Annotated in this window: 16 protein-coding genes; 10 read left to right on the top strand and 6 right to left on the bottom strand. The window is 65.3% G+C overall.

Going from position 1 to position 15,294, the window contains the following annotated elements; translation table 11 throughout:
- Position 1 precedes the first annotated feature (1 nt).
- The 10 genes from V6E02_RS07640 (at position 2) to V6E02_RS07595 (ending at position 8,286) form a co-directional block, all read left to right on the top strand.
- Positions 2-1,594 (top strand): cytochrome ubiquinol oxidase subunit I, encoded by a 1,593-nt coding sequence (locus V6E02_RS07640; protein ID WP_347308192.1) that lies wholly within the window; start codon positions 2-4, stop codon positions 1,592-1,594.
- A 10-nt stretch (positions 1,595-1,604) separates the two neighbouring features.
- Complete coding sequence (gene cydB / locus V6E02_RS07635) at positions 1,605-2,744, top strand: cytochrome d ubiquinol oxidase subunit II (RefSeq protein WP_347308191.1); 1,140 nt, start codon at positions 1,605-1,607, stop codon at positions 2,742-2,744.
- 15 nt (positions 2,745-2,759) lie between these two features.
- Entirely contained in the window at positions 2,760-2,885 is a 126-nt protein-coding gene (cydX, locus tag V6E02_RS07630; protein WP_347308190.1) for a cytochrome bd-I oxidase subunit CydX, read from the top strand.
- A complete protein-coding gene (locus V6E02_RS07625) occupies positions 2,882-4,015 on the top strand; it encodes an NAD(P)/FAD-dependent oxidoreductase (protein WP_347308189.1) in 1,134 nt (377 codons plus the stop codon). Before cydX ends, V6E02_RS07625 begins: the two co-directional genes overlap by 4 nt.
- A 2-nt stretch (positions 4,016-4,017) precedes the next feature.
- Positions 4,018-4,296 (top strand): cyd operon YbgE family protein, encoded by a 279-nt coding sequence (locus tag V6E02_RS07620; protein ID WP_347308188.1) that lies wholly within the window; start codon positions 4,018-4,020, stop codon positions 4,294-4,296.
- A 3-nt stretch (positions 4,297-4,299) separates the two neighbouring features.
- Entirely contained in the window at positions 4,300-4,782 is a 483-nt protein-coding gene (locus V6E02_RS07615) for a group II truncated hemoglobin (protein WP_347308187.1), read from the top strand.
- A 64-nt stretch (positions 4,783-4,846) separates the two neighbouring features.
- Positions 4,847-5,239 (top strand): DUF6858 family protein, encoded by a 393-nt coding sequence (locus V6E02_RS07610; protein ID WP_347308186.1) that lies wholly within the window; start codon positions 4,847-4,849, stop codon positions 5,237-5,239.
- A 35-nt stretch (positions 5,240-5,274) separates the two neighbouring features.
- Positions 5,275-6,546: an NAD(P)/FAD-dependent oxidoreductase gene (locus tag V6E02_RS07605; RefSeq protein WP_347308185.1), complete on the top strand. Its 1,272-nt coding sequence runs from the start codon at positions 5,275-5,277 to the stop codon at positions 6,544-6,546.
- Positions 6,547-6,584: 38 nt separating this feature from the next.
- On the top strand, positions 6,585-7,463 hold the full coding sequence (locus V6E02_RS07600; protein ID WP_347308184.1) for an AEC family transporter: 879 nt from the start codon (positions 6,585-6,587) through the stop codon (positions 7,461-7,463).
- A 4-nt stretch (positions 7,464-7,467) separates the two neighbouring features.
- Positions 7,468-8,286, top strand: a complete 819-nt coding sequence (locus V6E02_RS07595; protein ID WP_347308183.1) for a hypothetical protein — start codon at positions 7,468-7,470, stop codon at positions 8,284-8,286.
- A 46-nt stretch (positions 8,287-8,332) separates the two neighbouring features.
- On the opposite strand, the gene sorB is transcribed toward V6E02_RS07595, so the two are convergent.
- The 6 genes from sorB to V6E02_RS07565 all read right to left on the bottom strand — a co-directional run bounded on the left by sorB (position 8,333) and on the right by V6E02_RS07565 (position 15,232).
- Positions 8,333-8,662 carry a SorB family sulfite dehydrogenase c-type cytochrome subunit gene (gene sorB / locus V6E02_RS07590; RefSeq protein WP_347308182.1) on the bottom strand — a complete coding sequence of 110 codons (330 nt, stop codon included), beginning with the start codon at positions 8,660-8,662 and terminating at the stop codon, positions 8,333-8,335.
- Between the two features lie 13 nt (positions 8,663-8,675).
- Complete coding sequence (gene sorA, locus V6E02_RS07585) at positions 8,676-9,911, bottom strand: SorA family sulfite dehydrogenase catalytic subunit (RefSeq protein ID WP_347308181.1); 1,236 nt, start codon at positions 9,909-9,911, stop codon at positions 8,676-8,678.
- A gap of 184 nt (positions 9,912-10,095) precedes the next feature.
- Positions 10,096-11,349 (bottom strand): ribonuclease H-like domain-containing protein, encoded by a 1,254-nt coding sequence (locus V6E02_RS07580; RefSeq protein ID WP_347308180.1) that lies wholly within the window; start codon positions 11,347-11,349, stop codon positions 10,096-10,098.
- On the bottom strand, positions 11,336-13,756 hold the full coding sequence (locus tag V6E02_RS07575) for a DEAD/DEAH box helicase (RefSeq protein WP_347308179.1): 2,421 nt from the start codon (positions 13,754-13,756) through the stop codon (positions 11,336-11,338). Before V6E02_RS07575 ends, V6E02_RS07580 begins: the two co-directional genes overlap by 14 nt.
- A gap of 53 nt (positions 13,757-13,809) precedes the next feature.
- A complete protein-coding gene (locus tag V6E02_RS07570) occupies positions 13,810-14,712 on the bottom strand; it encodes a GGDEF domain-containing protein (RefSeq protein ID WP_347308178.1) in 903 nt (300 codons plus the stop codon).
- 283 nt (positions 14,713-14,995) lie between these two features.
- Positions 14,996-15,232 carry a hypothetical protein gene (locus tag V6E02_RS07565; protein WP_347308177.1) on the bottom strand — a complete coding sequence of 79 codons (237 nt, stop codon included), beginning with the start codon at positions 15,230-15,232 and terminating at the stop codon, positions 14,996-14,998.
- Positions 15,233-15,294: the final 62 nt, after the last annotated feature.

Raw genomic sequence — 15,294 nt, 5'->3', positions numbered from 1 at the left:
CATGCTGACCGAAGAACTCGTCGATTTGTCGCGCCTGCAGTTCGCCGTCACGGCGCTGTATCACTTCCTGTTCGTGCCCCTCACCTTGGGGCTTGCCTTCATCCTGGTGATCATGGAGCTCACCTACGTTATCACCGGACGGCCGGTGTACAAGGACATGGTGAAGTTCTGGGGCAAGCTGTTCGGCATCAACTTCGCCCTGGGGGTGACCACCGGCATCACCATGGAATTCCAGTTCGGCACCAACTGGGCCTATTACTCCCACTACGTGGGGGACATCTTCGGCGCGCCGCTGGCCATTGAAGGGCTGATGGCATTCTTTCTGGAATCCACCTTCATCGGCCTGTTCTTCTTCGGCTGGGAGCGCCTCAACAAGTGGCAGCACTTCCTGGTGACGGTGCTGATGGCGGTGGGCTCCAACCTCTCTGCGCTGTGGATCCTGATCGCCAACGGCTGGATGCAGAATCCCGTGGGCGCGGCGTTCTCCTTCACCACCATGCGCATGGAGATGACCGACTTCTGGGCCGTGGTGTTCAACCCGGATGCCCAGGCCAAGTTCGTGCACACGGTCTCCGCCGGTTACGTGACCGCCTCCCTGTTCGTGCTGGGGATTTCCAGCTGGTATCTGCTCAAAGGCCGGGATCTGGAATTCGCGCGCCGCTCCTTCCGCATCGCCGCCGGTTTCGGTTTTGCCTCCGCGCTGTCGGTGATCGTGCTGGGGGATGAGTCCGGCTACACCGTGGGCGAGGCGCAGCAGACCAAGATGGCGGCCATCGAGGCCATGTGGCACACCGAGCCGGCGCCGGCGCCCTTCGTGCTGTTCGCCCTGCCCAATCAGGACGCCCAGCGCAACGACTACGAGATCAAGATTCCCTATTTGCTGGGCCTGATCGGCACGCGCTCGGTGAGCCAGACCCTGCCCGGCATCGATGAGATCAAGGAGAAGAACCGGGCGCGGATCGAGCGCGGCATCCTCGCCGTGGGTGCCCTGGAGCGGCTGCGGCGCGACAAGAACGATCAGCAGGCGCTGGCAACGTTCGAAGCGCACAAGGACGACCTGGGTTTCGGCCTGCTGCTCAAGAAATACACACCCGATGTGTCGAAGGCCACGCCGGAGATGATCCAGCAGGCGGTGGAGGACACCATCCCGCGCGTCGCGCCCCTGTTTTGGAGCTTTCGCCTGATGGTGGCGCTGGGCTTTGCCTTCCTCGCCCTGTTCACCCTGGCGCTTTACTACTCGGTCAAGGGCACCTTCATCAGCAAGACCTGGCTGCTCAAATGGGCCCTGTGGTTCATTCCCATGCCCTGGATCGCCGCAGAGCTGGGCTGGTTCGTGGCGGAGTATGGCCGCCAGCCTTGGACCATCTACGGTGTGCTGCCCACCCATCTGTCCGTGTCCAATCTGACCCCCGGGGCGATCTACGGCTCGCTGGCCGGCTTCATCGGCTTCTACACGCTGCTTTTGGTGATCGAGCTTTATCTGATGGTGAAGTACGCGCGGCTCGGGCCTTCCAGCCTTGGGCTCGGTAAATACCACCACGAAAAAACCGGCGGCGGCGCGGTGCCTGCCACGGCACCCGCGGCCAAGATCTGAGGAGAAAACCATGCTGGAATACGCAACCCTGAAACTGATCTGGTGGCTGCTGGTAGGCGTGCTCTTGGTGGGCTTCGCCATCATGGACGGCCACGACATGGGCGTGGGCACGCTGCTGCCCTTCGTGGGCAGAAACGACCTGGAACGGCGCGCGGTGATCAATACCGTCGCGCCCCACTGGGATGGCAACCAGGTCTGGTTCATCACCGCCGGCGGCGCCATCTTCGCTGCTTGGCCGCTGGTGTATGCCACCGCCTTCTCCGGCTTCTACTGGGCCATGATGGCGGCCCTGTGGGCGCTCTTTTTCCGGCCGGTTGGCTTCGATTACCGATCCAAGATCCAGAACCCTACCTGGCGCGCCACGTGGGACTGGGGTCTGTTCGTCGGCGGGGCGGTGCCGCCCATCATCTTCGGCGTGGCCTTCGGCAATCTCCTGCAGGGTGTGCCGTTCCGCTTCGACGACAGCCTGGTGTCCACCTATACCGGCAGCTTCTGGCAACTGCTCAATCCCTTCGGCCTGCTCGCCGGTGTGGTGAGCCTGTCCATGCTTACCTTCCAGGGCGCAAATTACCTGATGATGCGCAGTGAGGGCGATATCTACCGCCGCACCCGCGTGGCGAGCCTGATCTTCGGGGCCCTCACCTTGATCACCTTCGGGCTGGCCGGCTTATGGCTGAGTAAGGGCATCGACGGCTACGTCATCACCAGCACGGTGAATCCCAATGCCATGCCCGATCCTCTGGACAAGACGGTGGTGCGCGAGGCCGGTGCTTGGCTGGCCAATTACGGCCATTATCCCTGGACCCGCTTCGTGCCCACCACCGCCTTCCTCGCCGGCGCCTTGGGGCTTTTGTTCGCCTGGCGCAACCGGCCGGGGCTGGCCTTCGTCGCCTCCAGCGTGACCTGCGCGGCCATCATCGGCACCGCCGGCGTGTCCATGTTCCCCTTCGTCATGCCCTCGTCCCTGGACCCGCGTTCCAGCCTCACGGTGTGGGACAGCGTGTCTTCACCCCTGACCCTGGGCCTGATGCTGGGTGCGACGGTGGTGTTCATGCCCCTCATCGTGTTCTACACCGCCTGGGCCTACACGGTCATGTGGGGCAAGGTGACCACGGACTACATCCGCACCCACGACAAATCGGTTTACTGAGCAAAGGAGAACGCCATGTGGTATTTCGCCTGGATACTGGGGGTCACCATGGCCGTGCTGCTTGCGGCCCTGAGCGCCATGATGTGTGACGCCAAGGAATGCGCCACGGACGAGCAAAAGCGCAAGCAGGCGAGCCAATGAGCCGACGCGTGAGCATCATCGGCAGCGGTTTCGCCGCCCTCACCGCGGTGCGTGAACTGCGTGCGCGCGCACCCCACGTGGAGCTCACCCTGATCGCTCCCGAGCCCCGGCTGCTCTACTTCCCTAGCCTCATCTGGATTCCCTCGGGCCTGCGCACGGGGGATGCGCTGTCCATCGATCTGCGGGATTTCCTCGCGCGCCTCGATGTGCGCTTCCATGCAGGACGGGTCATTGGACTGGCCGAGGGCGGGCGCCGGGTGATCACCGATCGGGGGGAGGTGGAAAACGACGCCCTGCTCATTGCCAGCGGCGGCCGCTTCCTGAAGAGTCTGCCCGGCATCGAGCATGCGCTCACCGTGTGCGAGGGCGTGGCCGCGGCAGAGGCGATCCGCGACCGGTTGGCGGCGATGGACGGCGGCACCCTCGCCTTCGGCTTCGGCACCCATCCCAAGGAGCAGGGCGCGATGCGCGGCGGCCCCATGTTCGAGCTCTTGTTCGGCATCGACACCCTGCTGCGCCGTCAGGGGCGGCGCAGCCGCTTCAAGCTGGTGTTCTTCAACGCGGCCAAGGAGCCGGGCAAGCGGCTGGGGGAGAAGGCCGTGGCGGGCCTTTTGCGCGAGATGGCCCGGCGCGACATCGCCACCCATCTGGGTCACAAGGTGCTCGGCTTCGAGGCGGACCGGGTGAAGACCGAAGGCGGCGACATCGCGGCCGACCTGATCCTGTTCATGCCGGGCATGACCGGCCCCGCGTGGGCGGCGGAATCGGGGCTTCCCCTGTCGGAAGGGGGCTTCTTCAAGGCCGATGGCCATTGCCGGGTGGAAGGAGCGGACAAGGTGTTCGTGGCGGGCGATGCCGGCAGCTATCCGGGCCCCGACTGGCTGCCCAAGCAGGCTCACATGGCGGATCTACAGGCGAAGACGGCCGTGCAAAACCTGCTTGCCGCCCTCGATGGTCGGCCCGCGAGCGCGCGCTTCAAGCCCGAGCTCATCTGCATCGTTGATACGCTGGATCGCGGCATCCTGGTCTATCGTAGCGAGACGCGCGCTCTCATTCTGCCGCCCTGTCGTCTGTTCCACTGGGCCAAGCGCTTCTTCGAGTGGCTCTACCTGCGTCCCTACCGGAGCTGACCATGGCTGCCTCTGCCTTGGCGCGGGGTCTGTCCCTGCTGGGCGCCTTCACCCTGATGCTGCTCGTGACCCTGGCGCCGCGTGCCCTCACCACACCTGAGGGCGGCGCGGTGAGTCACGGCCTGCTCATGCTGGTGATGTGGGGATTGTCCGCGGGCTTCGTGCACGGCGTGGGCTTCGTGCCGCGGCACCCCGTTGTGCGGTTACTGCTGGGCCCCATCCCAGCCTGGCTGGGCATGGGACTCGGGTTTTCTTTTTACCTTCGTTATTTCATGGGTTGATTCATGCACACGAAACCGGATGTTTCTTCTCCCTATGAGCGCATCGGCGGGGATGCGGGGCTGCGCCGCCTGGTGACGCGCTTCTATACCCTCATGGACACCCTGCCGGAAGCCTATGCCGCGCGGAAGCTCCATCCCGCCGACCTGAGCGGCTCGGCGGAGAAGCTGTTCGATTTTCTCTCGGGCTGGCTGGGCGGGCCGCCGCGCTACCTGGAAAAGCACGGGCATCCCATGCTGCGGCGGCGTCACCTGCCCTATGCCATCGGTCCGCAAGCGCGTGACGAGTGGCTTTTGTGCATGCGCCTCGCCCTGGAAGAGACGGTCGCCGACGTGAGCCTGCGGCGCGCCCTCGAGATGCGCTTTGCCGAACTGGCGGAACACCTGCGCAACCAGGGCGAGGGTCGGCAATCCTGCGATCATCCCCCCTTCCCGCCTAACCCGCATGCCGACCCCAGGCCGCGCCACGGCGGCGTGGGGCAGGTTTAGGCCGTTCCGAGTAGGAACGGCAGCATCGAAGCATTCCACTTCCTTTCATGTCCAGGAGACATTCATGAAGCACACCCTGTTGCAGGAAAAATACCCCGTCTATGTCGCCGAGATCGACAAGAGCGAGACAGCGGCCCAGAGCGTCGACGAGGTGGTGGCCTATCTCAAGCAGAAGATCGCGGAAAACCCCAAGGTGCAGTTCATCGGCGTGTTCGACCACTACGCCCATACCCAAGGCATCGGCGGCGAGATCAACCCGGAGATCAAGGCAGCGGTGGACGTCATCTTCTGCTTTGGCTTCGCCCTGCCCAATCCCCAGGTGTTGGCCGTGCGGCCGCGCGCCATCGGCGTGGCGGACTTGGGCAGCAAATTCGTGGTGAGCTTCATGGAAGCACCCATGCCGCCTGCCAATGCGGCCATGGAGGCTTGGGTGCAGGGCTTGCGCCGGGCCGCGTGAGCTTTTTTCGCAACGACTCCCGACCAGGAACCCACATGGCCCATATCGTCATCATCGGCGCGGGCACTGGCGGCACACCGGCCGCCTACGAGATCCGCGCCCTGCTGGGTAAGGCGCATCGCGTCACCCTCATCAATGCCCACGAGCACTTCCAGTTCGTGCCTTCCAATCCCTGGGTGGCCCTGGGCTGGCGCGATGCCAGTCATGTGAGCTTTCCCCTACGTCCCTACCTGGAAAAGAAGGGCATCGAGTTCATCGCCCGCCGCGTGGAGCATATCGACCCCACCGCCCAGCGCCTCACCCTGGCCGATGGCGGCACGGTGGACTACGACTATCTGGTGCTCACCACCGGGCCGCGCCTGGCCTTCGAGCTCACGCCCGGTGCCGGCCCCGAGACCGGCCACACCCATTCCGTATGCACCCTGGCCCATGCGGAGCGCGCCTATGGCGCCTATCAAGCCTTCCTCGAGGACCCGGGCCCGGTCATCGTGGGCGCCCTGCCCGGCGCTTCCTGCTTCGGGCCGGCCTACGAATACGCCATGGCGCTGGAGACCGACCTGCGCCGGCGCAAGCTGCGCCACAAGGTGCCCATCACCTACGTCACGCCCGAACCTTACGTGGGCCACATGGGGCTGGGCGGAGTAGGGGACTCCAAGGGGCTATTGGAAGCGGAAATGCGCCAGCGCCACATCAAGTGGATCACCCACGCCAAGGTGACGGCGGTGGAGCCCAACCGCATGCACATCGAGGAATACAACGACCTCGGTGAGAAGATCCGCGAGCAGGTGCTGGACTTCAAATACGCCATGATGCTGCCCGCCTTCCGCGGCGTGGAGGCGGTGGCGCAGGTGGTAGGCCTCACCAACGCCGCGGGCTTCGTGGTCGTGGACGAACAGCAGCGCAGCCCCCGCTATCCCAACATCTACGCCGCGGGCGTGGGAATCGCCATTCCTCCGGTGGAGGTGACGCCGGTGCCCACCGGCACACCCAAGACCGGCTACATGATCGAGTCCATGGTCTCGGCCATCGCCCACAACATCGCCGATGAGCTGGCGGGCCTGCCGCCCACCCATACCGGCACCTGGAGCACCATTTGCCTGGCCGACATGGGCGACACGGGCGCGGCCTTCGTGGCGATTCCCCAGATCCCGCCGCGCAACGTGACCTGGGCCAAGCAGGGCAAATGGGTGCACCTGGCCAAGGCGGCCTTCGAGAAGTATTTCCTGCGCAAGATGAAGACCGGCAATTCCGAACCCATCTACGAAAAATACATGCTCAAGGCCTTGGGCATCCAGCGCCTGAAATAGCACCCTGGGCCGGTCCCGGTGTCCCGTAAAATGCGCGGATGCTGGCCCTGCGCATTTTTTCCATCGTCTTTCCCGTGTTCGCCGTCATCGGCCTGGGCTGGTGGTATGGGCGCGTCAAGCGGCCGGACATCCAGGTCACCAACCAGATCAGCATGGACGTGCTGGTGCCGGCCCTGGTGTTCGCTGCGCTGGCCTCAAAGTCCTTCGATTTCGCCCACTACTGGCCGCTGGCCGTGGGCGGTGTGGCGGTGATCCTGGGTTCGGGCCTTCTGGCCTGGCCGGTGGCGCGCCTCATGGGGGTGGATGGCAAGACTTTCGTGCCGCCCATGATGTTCAACAACTCGGGCAACATGGGCATCCCCCTCCTGGTCTTGGCCTTCGGCGAGCAGGCTTTGGGTGCGGCCATCGTCTTGTTCCTGGTGGAGATGATTCTGCACTTCTCCCTGGGCCCTTACCTACTCGCCCATCGCCTGCATCCGCTGGCATTGCTCAAGACACCGGTGATGGCGGCCACCGTCTTGGGCGTGGCGGTGAGTTTCAGTGGCGCGGCGGTGCCTGTGCCCCTTTACACCGCCATCAAGATGGTGGGGGATGCCTCCATCCCCATGCTCTTGTTCGCATTGGGGGTGAGGCTCAATCAGGTCTCCTTCCGGGACTGGCGGCTCGGCGCGGTGAGCGGCATCGTCGCGCCGGCCACGGGCGTCCTCATGGTGGGCCTGGTGGCGCCCCTGCTTCCCCTCACGCCCCAGCAGCAATCCATGCTGCTGGTGTTCGGTGCGCTGCCGCCGGCGGTGCTCAACTACCTGATGGCGGAACAGTACCGGCAGGAGCCGGAGAAGGTGGCGTCCATCGTCCTGCTGGGCAATCTGGCGTCGCTGGCGGTGATGCCGGTAGTATTGGCTTTTGCCCTGTCCTGAGATCATGGCCATCACGCTGCCCCCCAACAACACCGACGTTCCCGCCGCCTACCTGGGCGCCTGGCGCAAGCGCACCGCCGATACCCACAGCCTGTGGCTGCAGACCACGCGCCTGCACGCCATGATCGACATTCCTGCCGACCGGCCGGATTTCTCCGGGCGGGCTTCTTGGGAACAGTTCAGCGATGAGGAGCTGATGGTGCTCGCCCACCAGGGCGGTGTAGCGGGCGCGTGTATCGCCGCGGAAGACGTCCTGCACCGCCGCCGCCAGCTCGACTACCTGCCCCAGCGCGGGCAAGCTTTCCTGCGCCGCATGCGAGCCGAGGGGGCGGTGCTGCGGGAATTCTGCCTGGACGGTCGGGAAACCGCGGTGTGGGAACGTCTCGCCGGCCCCGAGGGCGGGGTGGTGGGGCTGCGCTTCCACGACGTGGAAGTGGGCGTAGCCCACGGCGACCAATGTCGCGGCTATCTGCTGGTGGTTGGGCCGCATTTCGCCTATGTGCGCGACCGCTTCGTGGCCACCCAGCGTGCGGAATCGCTGGCCATGCTGGCGGAGCTCAAGAACTTCACGCGGGCGCAGCTCATCGCCGTGCTGGATTTCGAGCTGTCCTTCGGCCGGCGCGATGGCGCGCATCCCTGGCGCATCGAACTTTCCACCATTCCGTTTCGCGAAGGCCGTCGGCTCATGGATGACGCGATTCTGCGCCGCATCATCGACGGCGCGGGGCGGGGCCCGGAAAAGATCCAGCGGCAAGGGCGAAGCTTCCTGCGCTACTGGACGCTGGACGAGTGGCAGCCGCGCGTCAGTGAGCCGGCGCGGTGAGGGGGCGGCGCGGCGGCGAGGCACCCATCCGCCGCGCCGGGGCGGCTCATTTCTTGCCGTTTTGCGACATCAGGTAGTCGACCACCGTGTCCACCTCATTGTCCGGTATGGGTGCGCCGAACACCTTTTTCATCTTCACGACTTCGGCATGCCACTGTTCCCGCGTCAGAGGCGGCTGCATGTAGATGTAATCGACGGAGTGACAGATCATGCAGTTGCGGGCAGCCGTTTCCATGCCCGGCCCGGGTTTGAAGCGGGCCTGCTCCGGCGGCAGGGTGATCTTGGCTTCGGTCGCCGATGGTGCGGCGAGGACTTGGCCTGTGCTCGCCGTGAGCATGCCGGCCATGACGAGGATGAGGCGCAGTCGTTTGTTCATGTTCGCTTCCCCCTCAGACGGCGGTGACCCGCACGGTTTCGACGACATTGCGCATGTAGCCGGCAGGATTCCAGCGCGGCGTGAAGCGCTGCGACTCGCCGATGGTGTTGATCGCCAGGCACGCCAGCTCGTAGTGTTGGCCGCGCTTGGGAGTGAAGGCGGCGCGCCATTCGCGGAAGCTGTATTTGCCATGATCCTTGCCCAGGCGCGTCTCGGTCCAGGTCTTGCCGCCATCCGCCGAGAACAGCACGCGGGCAATGCCAAAGCCCCCGTCGAAGGCGATGCCCTTGACTTCGTAGGTGTGTCCACCCTTGATCCTGGCACCGTCGGCCACACTGGTGATGAAGGAGCGCACGTTCATGCGGTTGATGGGCACCATTTTCACCCCTTGCTGCCCCGGCTCCATGCAGGCGCAGGGATTGTCCGGGATGCGGTAGGCGGGCTTCATCCAGAAATTCTCGTCCACCTTGCCGATCACTTCCACGTCGTTGAGCATCTTCACCCAGTAGGTGGCATACCAGCCGGGCACCACCAGCCGCACCGGATAGCCGTTGAGCAAGGGCAGCGGCTCGCCGTTCATGGCGTAGGCCACGATCACGTCCTCGCCCAGGGCGATGTCCATGTCCAGGGCCTTGATGAAGTCTGGCGTGGCGGGCAGCACGGGGCCATCGGCGCCATCGAAACGCACCTGCACCGCACCGGCTTGGATGCCGGCCTTGTTGAGGATGTCGCGCAGGCGCACGCCTTTCCACAGCGCGTTGCCCATGGCACCGTTGGCCCATTGACCACCCGGCACGCGCGGGTTGAACAGGCCACGGCTGTTTCCGGAACATTGGCAGACGGCGGCGAGTTCCACCTGCTCGAAATTGTTTTTGAGATCCTCCACGCTCAGGCTGAGGGGCTGTTTGACCAGACCGTGTACCTTGATGCGAAACGTCGCCGCATCCACGGTGGTGGGCACATCGGCCAAATGCCAGCGCACGAAGAAGGCGTCGTTGGGCGTGAACACGCCTTCGTTGAACACGGACATCGGCGTTTCCAACTGCACCGGCCGCGCGGTCATGAGGATGAGCTCACGTTTCTGCGGGTAGGTCGCCAGCTCACGCCGACCATTGACCATCGGTAGCTCGATGGTTTTTTCAGCCGCCGCGCTCAACGCGCTGCGTCCAAATAGCGCGAGGCCGCCCAAGGCGGCCCCACCGCGAAGAAAACGCCGGCGGGAGGGATCCCACCCGGGTTTCGCTTTCATCTCAGAATCCTGGTCCACTGTCGTCCTCCGTTTATGGTTGTGCGATGATGCCCTGCCCAAGCCCCAGCACCCATGGGGCGCGTGGGGGTGGAGCTAAGGCTCCATAAACGTAGTTCACGTTGCCAGGCATGACAAGGGAAACCGGGCGGCGGATGGGGCAAAAACCGCCGGGATCACGAGAACTTCACGGCAGCTTGACGTGCGCTTTACCCGAACCCAAGGGTAGGGACGCATTCCCGCGCGTCGGGCCGGACTGGCGGGCGAGTCGGCTCTCGAGCCGCTCGATCCGCTTTTGGGTGCTGGGGCCCGGACGCAAGCGGGCGAGCTGGTGCGCGTAAGCCAAAGCGGTGGCGGGGTCTTTCGCCATGTGTTCGTGGTGCTTGGCGAGGCACTCGATGGCCTCGGGGCAAGCCTGGGCGGCGAGCGCTTGCCAGATTGCCACTGCGGCTGGCCAGTCGCCGCGCCGCCGGAAAAGCCGGGCCAATTCCAATTGGCCGTCGATCGTGAGATCGGCGTGGCGCCCCAGGAGATGGGCGTGGGCGGTGTCTTCCTCCCCCCGGCGGCGATAGGCACGGGCGATGGCGAGCACGTCCGCTTCCGGATGCTCCGGTTGCGCAAACAGTTTCGCGAGCCGGGCCGCAAGGGCCACGAGGCTCGTGAGGTCCAAACGGTTGTGTTCCAGGATGGCGGGCACCTGGGTGAGGTGCCCCGCACGCACGAAATCGAACCACACCTGCGGCACCAGATGGCCGGGCAGATCGTCACGGCGGTGGAAGTCGAGCAGGCGCTGCTCTGCCGTCTGCAGCCGACAGTCGGGCCAGCTATGCGCGAAGGCGGTGCGGGTGGGATAGAGAAGATCGAGATGGCCCAGGCTGGCGAAGGGATCGGGCAGGCGCGCCAGACGATAGCGGCTCACTAGAAGGGGCAGATCGAAGGTCTTGCCGTTGAAGCTGACCAGATGGGCAGCCTCCCGGTACCAGGGCAGGGCTTCGTTGAGCAGCGCCTTCTCGCCCTTGAAGCCGGTGAGGAAAAACTGACGTAGGCGCAGGCTGTCTTTTTCGATGCGCGCCAGCCCCAGCAGAAAAGGTAGCGTGCCGGTGCCGCCGGCCAGTCCCGTGGTTTCGGTGTCGAGGAAGAGCAGCTCACGGGGATCGACGGCACCGCCATCGAGGCGATGCAGGGGCGCGTGCATGATCTCCCACAGGACGCGGGAACCGTGCAGGGTACTGAGGGCAACGGTACGCTCCACCACGATCAGCCCCTCGGCGAGGCATATCCCCCCGAGGACTGCGGCCACCTCCTCGTCGCTCAAGCGTGTGGGACTCCGGCCGAGCCGGGCGAGACGCTCCGCGAGGCTTTGCTGGGTGGGGGCAACTGTCGCGTAAGGCTCGACGCCACGCTGGCCCGTGAGCTTTTGCAGACGGTCACGCAGATTCATGGCGCTCGTCTAGAGCGAACAGTTCCAGCACCTCGAGCGCCGCCCCCTTGGGCGAGAATCCGCGTTGCTCATCCGAGGCGAGAATCGGCCCGATACAGGCCGGGCAGCCGTGGGCGCACTCGCAGGCAGCGACCAGGTCGCGCGCGCGGCGCACCACTTCGCGCCGCAGATCGAATAGCGGCGCCGACAAGCCGATGCCACCCGGGTAGTTGTCGTAAAGGAAGACGGTGGGGCGGAATTCGCGGCTGAGTCGATCGAGGTCCACGGTTTCGCCGTCGAAGGCCTTGGGGGCGCCGCGACCGTCGGCGCCGACGGTGGCGAACCAGGTGCTACCGGCATCGCCCACGGCGCGTCCCAGGTCGTGCGGCTCGGCCATGGTGAGCAGGGCCGCCACGTGGTGCATGGCGTAGGCCGCGCCAAGAAAGCCGTCCAGGGCCTGCCAGCGACTGGGGAAGGCAGCGGCGAGCCGTGCCGGATCCAAGGTCCACCACACCGCAGTGGTGTGCATTTCCTGATCGGGCAGATTGACGGTGCCATAACCCACGTTCTCGTGGGTGTAGTAGCGAATCTTCTTGTAACCTGCCACGCGCCGCAGCAGATGCACTTCGCCGCGGGTGGCGGCGTCCGCTCGTTCGAAGGCCTCCAGCACCTTGAGCTTGGTGTAGTCGATGGCATCGGTGTAATAGTCGGCGCGGGTTCGAGTGACGAAGGCCTTGCGCCCGGTCCAATCCAGCCGTTCCACCTGGTAAGGTGCGGCTTGCACCATGTAGATCGCCCCTTCGTAGAGGGTGAGCGCCGCGGAAGAATAATCCACCTCGGCGATCACCTCCCGCTTGCCGTCGGTGGTGTCCACCACCACGAAGTTGCCCTCCGCCACGCTGCGCAGGGACACGCTGTTGGCGGGATAACCCTCGGCCATCCAGTGCCACTGCTCGCCTTCCTTGTGTAGCACGCCCTGTTCTTCCAGATAGGCGAGCAGGTCTTCCAGCTTTTCCTTGCCGAAGCGTTCGCCCATGACGAAGGGCAGTTCGAAGGCGGCACAGCGCACGTGATCCATGAGAATCAGCAACTGGTCCGGGTCGATGCGCGCATGCTCGGGCGACTGGCCGAAGAAGAATTCCGGGTGCCGCACCACGTATTGGTCGAGGGGATCGCTGCCTGCCACCAGCACGCCGAGTGCTGCGCGGTTGCGACGTCCGGCGCGTCCCAAGCGCTGCCAGGTGGCGGCGATGGTGCCGGGGTAACCATTGAGCACACACACATCCAGCGAGCCGATGTCCACGCCCAGCTCCAGGGCTGAAGTGGCGATGACGCAGTCGATCTTACCGGCGCGCAAATGCGCTTCCGCCGCGCGCCGCTCCGTGGGCAGGTAGCCGCCGCGATAGGCGGTGACGCGGGCCGGTTTGCGTGGGTCGCGGTCGAATACGTCCTTCAGGTACTTGGTGATCACCTCCACCATCAGCCGGGTGTTGGCGAAGACGATGGTCTTGAAGCCTGCCTTCACCGCCATGCGGGCGATGCGCGTGGTCTGGGAACGGCTGGATGCGCGGATGCCCAGGTCCGGGTTGATCACCGGCGGATTCCACAGCAGGAGATGCTTCTGCCCAGTGGGCGCGCCGCTTTCGGTGACGGCGGCCACCGGTGCGCCGATTAGGGCCTCGGCCAGCTGCTGCGGGTTGGCGATGGTGGCGGAGGAAAGGATGAACACCGGCTCGCTGCCATAGAAGCGGCACACGCGCAGCAGGCGGCGAATCACATTGGCCACGTGGGCGCCGAACACGCCGCGGTAGATGTGCATCTCGTCGATCACCACATATCGCAGGCTCTCGAAGAACTGCGCCCACTTGGTGTGATGGGGCAGGATGCCCTGGTGCAGCATGTCGGGATTGGTGACGACGATGTCGCCGCGCGTGCGCACGGCCTTGCGCGCATCGCCGGGTGTGTCACCGTCGAAGGTGTAGGCGCGCACGCCCAGGTGGCCCGCCTCGTTGAGCGCCATGAGCTGTGCCACCTGATCCTGAGCCAGCGCCTTGGTGGGGAAGAGATAAAGGGCCTTGGCGCCAGTCTTGAGTGCGGCGTCCAACACCGGCAGGTTGTAACACAGGGACTTGCCGGAGGCGGTGGGGGTCACCACCACGGCATGCCGGCCTGCTGCCACGTGGTCCCAGGTTTCCCGCTGGTGGCTATATAGCTGCTGGATGCCCCGCGCGGTGAGTGCGGCCATCAGGCGCGCATCCAGGCCAGGAGGAAACGCCGCATGACGCGCCGCTCTTGCGGGCAGGGACAGGCACCCAGTGATCCGACCGCGGTATTTTTGGGTGAGCCGGGCGATGAAGCCATCGAGGCCGGTGGTGGTGTTGGGGTGGGATGGGGAAGGATTATCTGGGGCAAAGGCGGGTGCGGGCATGACATCGTTCCTGGGCGTGGCGCGTGCCCCAGTATATCGAACGATCGTTCATGTCAGAAGGCCCCGGAAGGTCCGGTCGAAAGCTCGCCCGACCAAGGGTTGGCGGCCTCGCCTGCGAGCTTTAGCAGGCGGACGAAGGCGGGGCGGGAGAGGCGGTCGTTGCACTGGGCGCAAGTGACGTCGATGCCGGGCTCGATAGGTTGCCCCGCCACCCATAATGGGGAAGCGATCACCGCCTCGCCCAGGGTTTTGGCGCGTTCTTGGGCGAGCGTGGCCGGGCAGCGCCAAAGCAGCAGCACGAATTCGTCTTCGTCGTAGCGCGCGACGAACTCCCCTGCTCGGCTGGCCGCCTGGATGCGGCGTGCCACCTCGGCGCGCACCGCGTCGGCGACATCGGGGCCATGGCGCGCTTGGATGGCGTTGCGACCCTTCAGCCGGAATAGCAGCACCTGCACCGGCAAGTAACTCGCTGGATGCGCCCGCTCCAACTCCATCAAGCGTCGCCACAAGGCGCGTCGGTTGGGCAGATGGGTGAGCTCGTCCAAGAAGGCGCGCGCCGCCAGCGCTTGGTTGGCCTGTTCCAAGTTGCGAGTGGCTTCCGCCAGTTGTCGCGCGAGTTCGTCGATGCGCGCCTCACGCTCGGCGAGGCGCTTTGCGGTGTCACGGGCAGAGTCGGCGATTGCGCGCTGCAAGGTCTCCCATTCGCGCGGGGCGCAGCGGGGCAGTGGGCTGAAGGCGGAGCGAAAACCGCTATCCGGTAGCCGCTCGATGGTCGTTCTGAGCCGCGCCGTGGCCCGTGTCAGGTAGTGGGCCAGCGCCAGGCCGCAGAGTAGGGCGAGCGTCGTGGCCACACCGAGGGCGAGCGGCCAGCCAAGGGGAAGTAGCATGAGAGGAACCCAGGCCACCACGAGGAAGGCGGCAACCAGAATGAGGCGCAGGCTGGGACGGCCGGGCATGACAAGACGACGGGGCGCAAGCGCAGTGGCACTAGCAAAAACGATACCCGCCCAACCACGCGAAAAGACTCTTGCCGATCAGTTCGTTGTGGGTATATCGGCATGGGCCCCGCCGGTCGCGTGACGGTCCGGGCGAAAATTCGACACGGCCTTAAGGCCTGGACCTGGGGATCGAAAACGGGCGCGTGCATTGCCAGCGGCGCACTGGTTTCGGCAGCGGCCGCCCAGCCGCGGGGCGGCGAGCCGGCGAATCGGTGTGCTGGCCGGCCTTATGGAAGCGGACTCAGTCCAACCAGGCCTTGAGATAAAACAGCCGGAAACCTTCGCTGGAGCGGGAAGGGCCAATCACCACCGCAGCGTAGCGCCCCTGGGCCGGATTGGCCTCGCGGCGCGCCTCGGCCTCGCTTGCTTTGACATAAACGCAGTTTTCCGGAAACCGCTTGCGGTTCTTGCCCGGCGCATACACCACGGCGTAGCGTTCCGCCACACCCGCCGATTCTTCCAGATGCAAGCCTTTCATGGAATGATTTCCTACAGCAGATGGAGCCGGGATTATGGGCGGCTCGGTGTGGGCCGGCAAGC

Origin of the sequence: Thiobacter sp. AK1 (assembly GCF_039822265.1) — a bacterium.
Lineage (GTDB): Bacteria > Pseudomonadota > Gammaproteobacteria > Burkholderiales > Thiobacteraceae > Thiobacter > Thiobacter aerophilum.
Note: the sequence above shows the minus strand (reverse complement) of the source record. Positions and strands in the feature narration are given on the sequence as shown.

What these genes read in the sequence shown, in the direction of transcription:
- V6E02_RS07640 (WP_347308192.1), top strand. Translation starts at nt 2, where the DNA reads ATGCTGACCGAAGAACTCGTCGATTTGTCGCGCCTGCAGTTCGCCGTC.
- sorA (WP_347308181.1), bottom strand. Translation starts at nt 9,911, where the DNA reads ATGAAAGCGAAACCCGGGTGGGATCCCTCCCGCCGGCGTTTTCTTCGC.
- V6E02_RS07565 (WP_347308177.1), bottom strand. Translation starts at nt 15,232, where the DNA reads ATGAAAGGCTTGCATCTGGAAGAATCGGCGGGTGTGGCGGAACGCTAC.
- V6E02_RS07580 (WP_347308180.1), bottom strand. Translation starts at nt 11,349, where the DNA reads ATGAATCTGCGTGACCGTCTGCAAAAGCTCACGGGCCAGCGTGGCGTC.
- V6E02_RS07610 (WP_347308186.1), top strand. Translation starts at nt 4,847, where the DNA reads ATGAAGCACACCCTGTTGCAGGAAAAATACCCCGTCTATGTCGCCGAG.
- V6E02_RS07570 (WP_347308178.1), bottom strand. Translation starts at nt 14,712, where the DNA reads ATGCCCGGCCGTCCCAGCCTGCGCCTCATTCTGGTTGCCGCCTTCCTC.
- V6E02_RS07615 (WP_347308187.1), top strand. Translation starts at nt 4,300, where the DNA reads ATGCACACGAAACCGGATGTTTCTTCTCCCTATGAGCGCATCGGCGGG.
- V6E02_RS07625 (WP_347308189.1), top strand. Translation starts at nt 2,882, where the DNA reads ATGAGCCGACGCGTGAGCATCATCGGCAGCGGTTTCGCCGCCCTCACC.
- V6E02_RS07595 (WP_347308183.1), top strand. Translation starts at nt 7,468, where the DNA reads ATGGCCATCACGCTGCCCCCCAACAACACCGACGTTCCCGCCGCCTAC.
- V6E02_RS07600 (WP_347308184.1), top strand. Translation starts at nt 6,585, where the DNA reads ATGCTGGCCCTGCGCATTTTTTCCATCGTCTTTCCCGTGTTCGCCGTC.
- V6E02_RS07605 (WP_347308185.1), top strand. Translation starts at nt 5,275, where the DNA reads ATGGCCCATATCGTCATCATCGGCGCGGGCACTGGCGGCACACCGGCC.
- V6E02_RS07620 (WP_347308188.1), top strand. Translation starts at nt 4,018, where the DNA reads ATGGCTGCCTCTGCCTTGGCGCGGGGTCTGTCCCTGCTGGGCGCCTTC.
- sorB (WP_347308182.1), bottom strand. Translation starts at nt 8,662, where the DNA reads ATGAACAAACGACTGCGCCTCATCCTCGTCATGGCCGGCATGCTCACG.
- cydB (WP_347308191.1), top strand. Translation starts at nt 1,605, where the DNA reads ATGCTGGAATACGCAACCCTGAAACTGATCTGGTGGCTGCTGGTAGGC.
- cydX (WP_347308190.1), top strand. Translation starts at nt 2,760, where the DNA reads ATGTGGTATTTCGCCTGGATACTGGGGGTCACCATGGCCGTGCTGCTT.
- V6E02_RS07575 (WP_347308179.1), bottom strand. Translation starts at nt 13,756, where the DNA reads ATGCCCGCACCCGCCTTTGCCCCAGATAATCCTTCCCCATCCCACCCC.